2 protein-coding genes and 1 pseudogene are annotated in these 4,954 nt (G+C 36.7%); all 3 read right to left on the bottom strand.

Annotated elements, in window-relative coordinates:
- Window positions 1-76: 76 nt before the first annotated feature.
- Window positions 77-1,291, bottom strand: a complete 1,215-nt coding sequence (locus ACLUXO_RS09955; protein WP_412137415.1) for an MFS transporter — start codon at window positions 1,289-1,291, stop codon at window positions 77-79.
- 29 nt (window positions 1,292-1,320) lie between these two features.
- Window positions 1,321-4,680, bottom strand: coding sequence for a non-ribosomal peptide synthetase (locus ACLUXO_RS09950; protein ID WP_412137414.1), 3,360 nt, complete (start codon window positions 4,678-4,680; stop codon window positions 1,321-1,323).
- Window positions 4,673-4,954 (bottom strand): annotated as a pseudogene (locus tag ACLUXO_RS09945) (pyridoxal phosphate-dependent decarboxylase family protein); the annotation flags it as partial. The pseudogene ACLUXO_RS09945 and the gene ACLUXO_RS09950, both read right to left, overlap by 8 nt.

The raw sequence follows: 4,954 nt of genomic DNA, 5'->3' as shown, positions 1-4,954 counted from the left end.
TAAGTGCTAGTTTCCCAGCGTTTTTAGGCATGAAAATACCCCCGAAATTAGGGTCCTAATCCCGGGGGTTACATAGTTAGTTATTTTCTACCGCATACTTTTTTAAAAGAAGAGCAAAAAGTACCGATAAAGCAGCAATCATCAGTCCAACAAACAGGAAATTAAGTGAATTTTTCGGTTGCAAGACAATAGAGAAAATCCATGTGCCGATTGGCATAAAAAGAACGGCTACGGTAAAGACAATTCCAAAAACCCTTCCAAGGAATTGGTTGTCTACCTCTCTTTGCACAATTGAAAAAAATTGGATGTTAAAAATTGTCAGAAGCAGATTAAAAAGCGCGGGGGATAATGAAACGATAATCTGGTTGTGTGAATAAAAGTATAAAATTGGCGCCAAGGCGAGTGCAAGCCCTGACCCGCCCAAAAAGCACATTAACCACATGCTGGACATTTTTTTATTGAGAAAGCCACTCAAAACTGCTCCAAGTAATCCACCAATAGCTTCCGCCGTTAAAAACATCCCGTACATTCCCTTAGGCATGCCACTAAACATTTGGTTGCTATAAGGCAGTAATAGATTGTAAGCTGCAAGCATGAAATTCACTAGAGCTGACAAGAGAATGATAATTGCGATCTGTTTATGGTCAAAAATATATTTAAAGCCTAGCAGCATATCATTCATCACGCTTCGAACAGTAACTTTGTTATTTACAGCCGGATCTTCCTTTACTGGAGTGATAAAGTGAACCAACAAGGCCGCAAGCATAAAGCTTATTCCATCTAGCAGCAGCACCCCGTGCACTTTAAGTATTTTGTACAAAAATACCGCGATCATTGGTACTGTAACTTTTACTATCGTACTGCTTGTTTCTAACAAAGAGTTTAAACGAGAGATCTGCTCTTCTCTTACAACTTCCTTAGTTACGGCTTTATAAGCTGGCCCAGAAAATGAACTCATAATGGCTAAAATAATGTTGGTTACGACAATGGCATAGATTAGCCATTTTTCTTTAGTAATGAAAGATAGCAAAATACAAGCCAGACCACTTAAAAAGTCAGTCGCGATGACAATTCTTTTTCGGTTAAAGCTATCTGCAACCACACCACCAAATAGATTAAGGAAAATGCCGATTAAGCTTTCCAGTGACTGGTAAATGCCTACCAGAAACAGGGAATTTGGATTAATTCCTGCTAAAAAAGTATTGTTGGCAAAGTCAAACATAACATCGCCTATTTTAGAGATCGTTCTGCTGCTTACCAATAGGCTGATATTTTTGTTCTCTGCTTTCATTCCAGAGCCCCTTTCTTAGTATCTTGCTGCTAATCAAGCGCCTTGGACATGATCAATTCCAAACAATTATCAACAATGTAGGCCGTTATATTTAATTTGCTTCCGTTCAGCTTTTTAATTTCGGTATTTGTTTCAATTGCTGACTGCTTGATTGTATTAAATTCCTTGCGCGAAACGACCCCAAGATAATCTATCGAAACATAAACTGTATCATCAAAACATCTCACAATTCTTTCCTCATCTGAATTTAGATTTGGAAAATGCTTGTAGCCTACAGCTTTAGGGTTAAACATGTTTTTTTGATAAAAAGCTATTGTTTCGGTCAACTGCTCATCGATATCATCATCAGTAGTTAAGCTATACGTCAACCCCAGGTGCAAGTCGCCAATCGTTGTGGTGAAGTCCAGTTTTTCTTGAAACTTCCGAATATTGTAGATCAGATTAACTTTGACATCATTCAAAGCAAATTTGTTCAAGAGTTTGTCTCTTAAGTACAGCAAAATTTCAGCATATACATTTTTAGTATCATTGTTCAAATATGTGAGGCTGACAAAATTAACCCGATCTCCAAGCCGCTTAAAAGTTTCCGCTACCTTACGGTCATCCTGTTGCTCAAACTTAGCTAGCTCTTTTAAAATTTCTTCCAGATGGTTTCTGGAATAGACCTCTTCAATATACGACGAGTAAGTTTGGCTTGAGTCATATATGCCAAGAATGTATCGTTCCAATGCATCCAATGATGATGAATCACAAATGCTATGGTCAATGGAGTAATGGAGAACAGACTCATTTTCATCTTCAAGCAGAACAAATTTATACAATAATCCGCCATTCTCAATACTTGTTTTGACCAAGTCACTCAAAGTTTTTGAAATATCTATTCTGGCATCAGCAACTTCATATTTGGAAATATTTACAGGCGTGTCCAAAACCTTAAAAGTATTCAGATCTTCTGACAAAACTGATTTAAATACTTCTACCTTAGAAAGTTTATGATAGATTTCCTCATAGCTGATTGAATCTTTTCCAAGATAAATCTTTCCCGTTAACTGACTATTAAAGCCCAAGGAATTGTATATCCTAGCATAGAAAAAAGCAGGATACGTATACTCCACCTTCCTAGTTATAGGAATATTCTTTATTTCATTTTCTCTAAACAGTTCCTTGTCTGCTTTAGAAGCAGGTGATGTCGTCATGTTTTCTATAAATGAAGCTATCTTGTCAACCGTTGGGGACATGTAGATATTAAAAGCGCTTAAATCGATGTTAAGCCTTTTTTCTAATTCCAATACCAATTCAACTGAGCGCAGAGAGTCTAAACCAATGTCTAAAAGATTTTCTTCTGAACCTACTGTTTGATTCATTACTGACTCTGCTATGTGTTTCACGGTATTATATATGCCTATGCCGCTTTTCTTGGAATCGTTGCTGCTGATAGATGACTCCTTCATCCCGCTTAAAAGCTTTTTCCGGTCTACCTTCCCACTTGAAGTTAATGGAAATCCCTTGACATTGATATATTTAGAAGGAATCTTGTAAGATACCATATGCTTTTCCAGCATTGTTCTCAAATCACTAATTTTTGTGCCCGTATAAAAGAGAATCAGGGAATCACTATAAAAAACTACTTCAATGTCCCGTGTCGGATCATCAATAATGTTAGATATATTTGCTCTGATATCTCCTAATTCTACTCGAATGCCATGAATTTGAACCTGACTGTCTTTTCTGTCGCGGTACACGAGCAAAGAATCTTGTTTTTCGACAATGTCACCCGTATGGTAGAATACTTCTCCGTCAATTTTTTCAAACTTCTGATCAGTTTGTTCAGCATTGTTGAAGTAACCTGCAGATACCCCTTTCCCGCCTATCAGCAATTCATCTTTAACCAGCATAGTTTTAACCCCAGGCAGATTTTCTCCAATTGGAACTTTTTGCAGTTTTTTAGGGGTATTCCTTACATTGAAGTACGTGGCGTAAACGGTTGTTTCTGTTGGGCCATATACGTTATAGACGTTGACTTTTTTCAAATCTTTTAAAACCAGCTTTAGGAGTTCATATTTAAACTCTTCACCGGCCACTAATAAGTACTTCAACTTATCAATTTTTCGAAGATCTTCTTGATCAGCCAGCTTTAGCAAAAGTCCCAATACAGAAGGAGACAACGCAACATGGGTAATGCCGAATTTCTCAATCAAATCAGGAAATTCTTTATAAAAGTCCTTGTTTTTAGCGGAATAGACGCACACGCTTCCGCCGTTATATAAGAAGCCAAAAATTTCAGTTATTGAAACGTCGAAGGTATCTCTTGTCGAAAATAGGTAGCAATCTCTACTACTTACTGGCGCAATATACTGGCATGCTTCCAATATGTAATTCAAGTTATTTTTGGTCACACATACCCCTTTAGGAACTCCCGTTGTGCCGGAAGTATGGATTATGTAAGCCAGTTCATTTTCTGAGTAATCAAGTAGCCTGTGTTCCATGCCAAGTGCTTTTGAAACTGCGAGGTCAGAAGCATTTTCGCTAATGTAGATACTGTCTTTAAATTTTTTGCGAATAGGCTCAATTTCAGTAAGTGGGCTGGTGTTGTCAACAGGGATATAAATTTTACCGGCTTTTAAAATTCCGTAAACTATTGGCAACAGTTCATATGTGTGCGGATAATTCACAACAACATAGTCTGAATTAAATTCGAGCAGCTTGTTGGCAATATTATCCGATAATTTGTCTAATTCTTCGTAAGTAAGATTCCTATTTTCTGAAAATACGGCAATTCTTTGCGGATGTTTAATCACATTCTCTTTTAACAGTCGAATTGCCCTATTGCTTGAATGGTAGCGATAAAATCTATTGAACAAGTCATCAACGACTTTCGGTGAATATCCCCAAAATGACTTGTAATTCTGGTTGATTTGAAATAGTTTTGTAAAGTCAGAAAAAGTATTTCCTCCCAAACTAGTAAACTTCTTCAGTACTTCTTCCCAAGCTTGATAGCTATATTCGTCGTATACGCCATTATCATCAAATACTTTCACTTTGGTTGTCAAGATGTTGACAACCAATCTATCTACAACTTGAGGATAGTCGGCTTCTAAGTCAAAACATTCCGGCTGATTCACATAATTCTTGATGGCGTTGCTTATTTTGCTCGCACTCAAAAGCAACTTATCTTCATATCTTACTTCTTCGTCAATTACAATATTGTTTTCTATCAGAAATTTTTTATATCTATGGTAAAAATCCTCGTCTACAGTTTGATTCGTTATTACGCATACATCAACATCTTTTGCGTCTGAATGTGATTCAATACAACTCCCATAGAAAATTTTAGTGCCAGTGATTTTTTCACTATCTAAATATTGCCTTACAAGATCCAACTTATTCATGAGCTATCTCCTTCCCCAACTTTTTAATATAGTTCACCGCAGCACGCAATTCTTTTTCGGTTACATCAATATTTCCGCTGTTATACCGTAAAACAAACCTTTTACTACCGTTAACCATAATGTCAAATCCATGGAAATAATACTCACCGTCTGAAAGCATTTTTCTATATATACTACGGTTAACCTCATTAATTTGTTCGATTTCAGCATCTTTATCAGGAACGTACTGAAAAATAACCGAAAACAGAATATCGTCATTCCCAACATAAAAACC

The organism is Lactobacillus delbrueckii subsp. bulgaricus (assembly GCF_046938665.1).
Taxonomy (GTDB): domain Bacteria; phylum Bacillota; class Bacilli; order Lactobacillales; family Lactobacillaceae; genus Lactobacillus; species Lactobacillus delbrueckii_C.
This window is presented reverse-complemented; position numbering and strand designations above follow the sequence as displayed.

Bases quoted from the DNA above. Each gene is read 5' to 3' on its own strand.
- ACLUXO_RS09955 (WP_412137415.1), bottom strand. From the start codon at position 1,291: ATGAAAGCAGAGAACAAAAATATCAGCCTATTGGTAAGCAGCAGAACG.
- ACLUXO_RS09950 (WP_412137414.1), bottom strand. From the start codon at position 4,680: ATGAATAAGTTGGATCTTGTAAGGCAATATTTAGATAGTGAAAAAATC.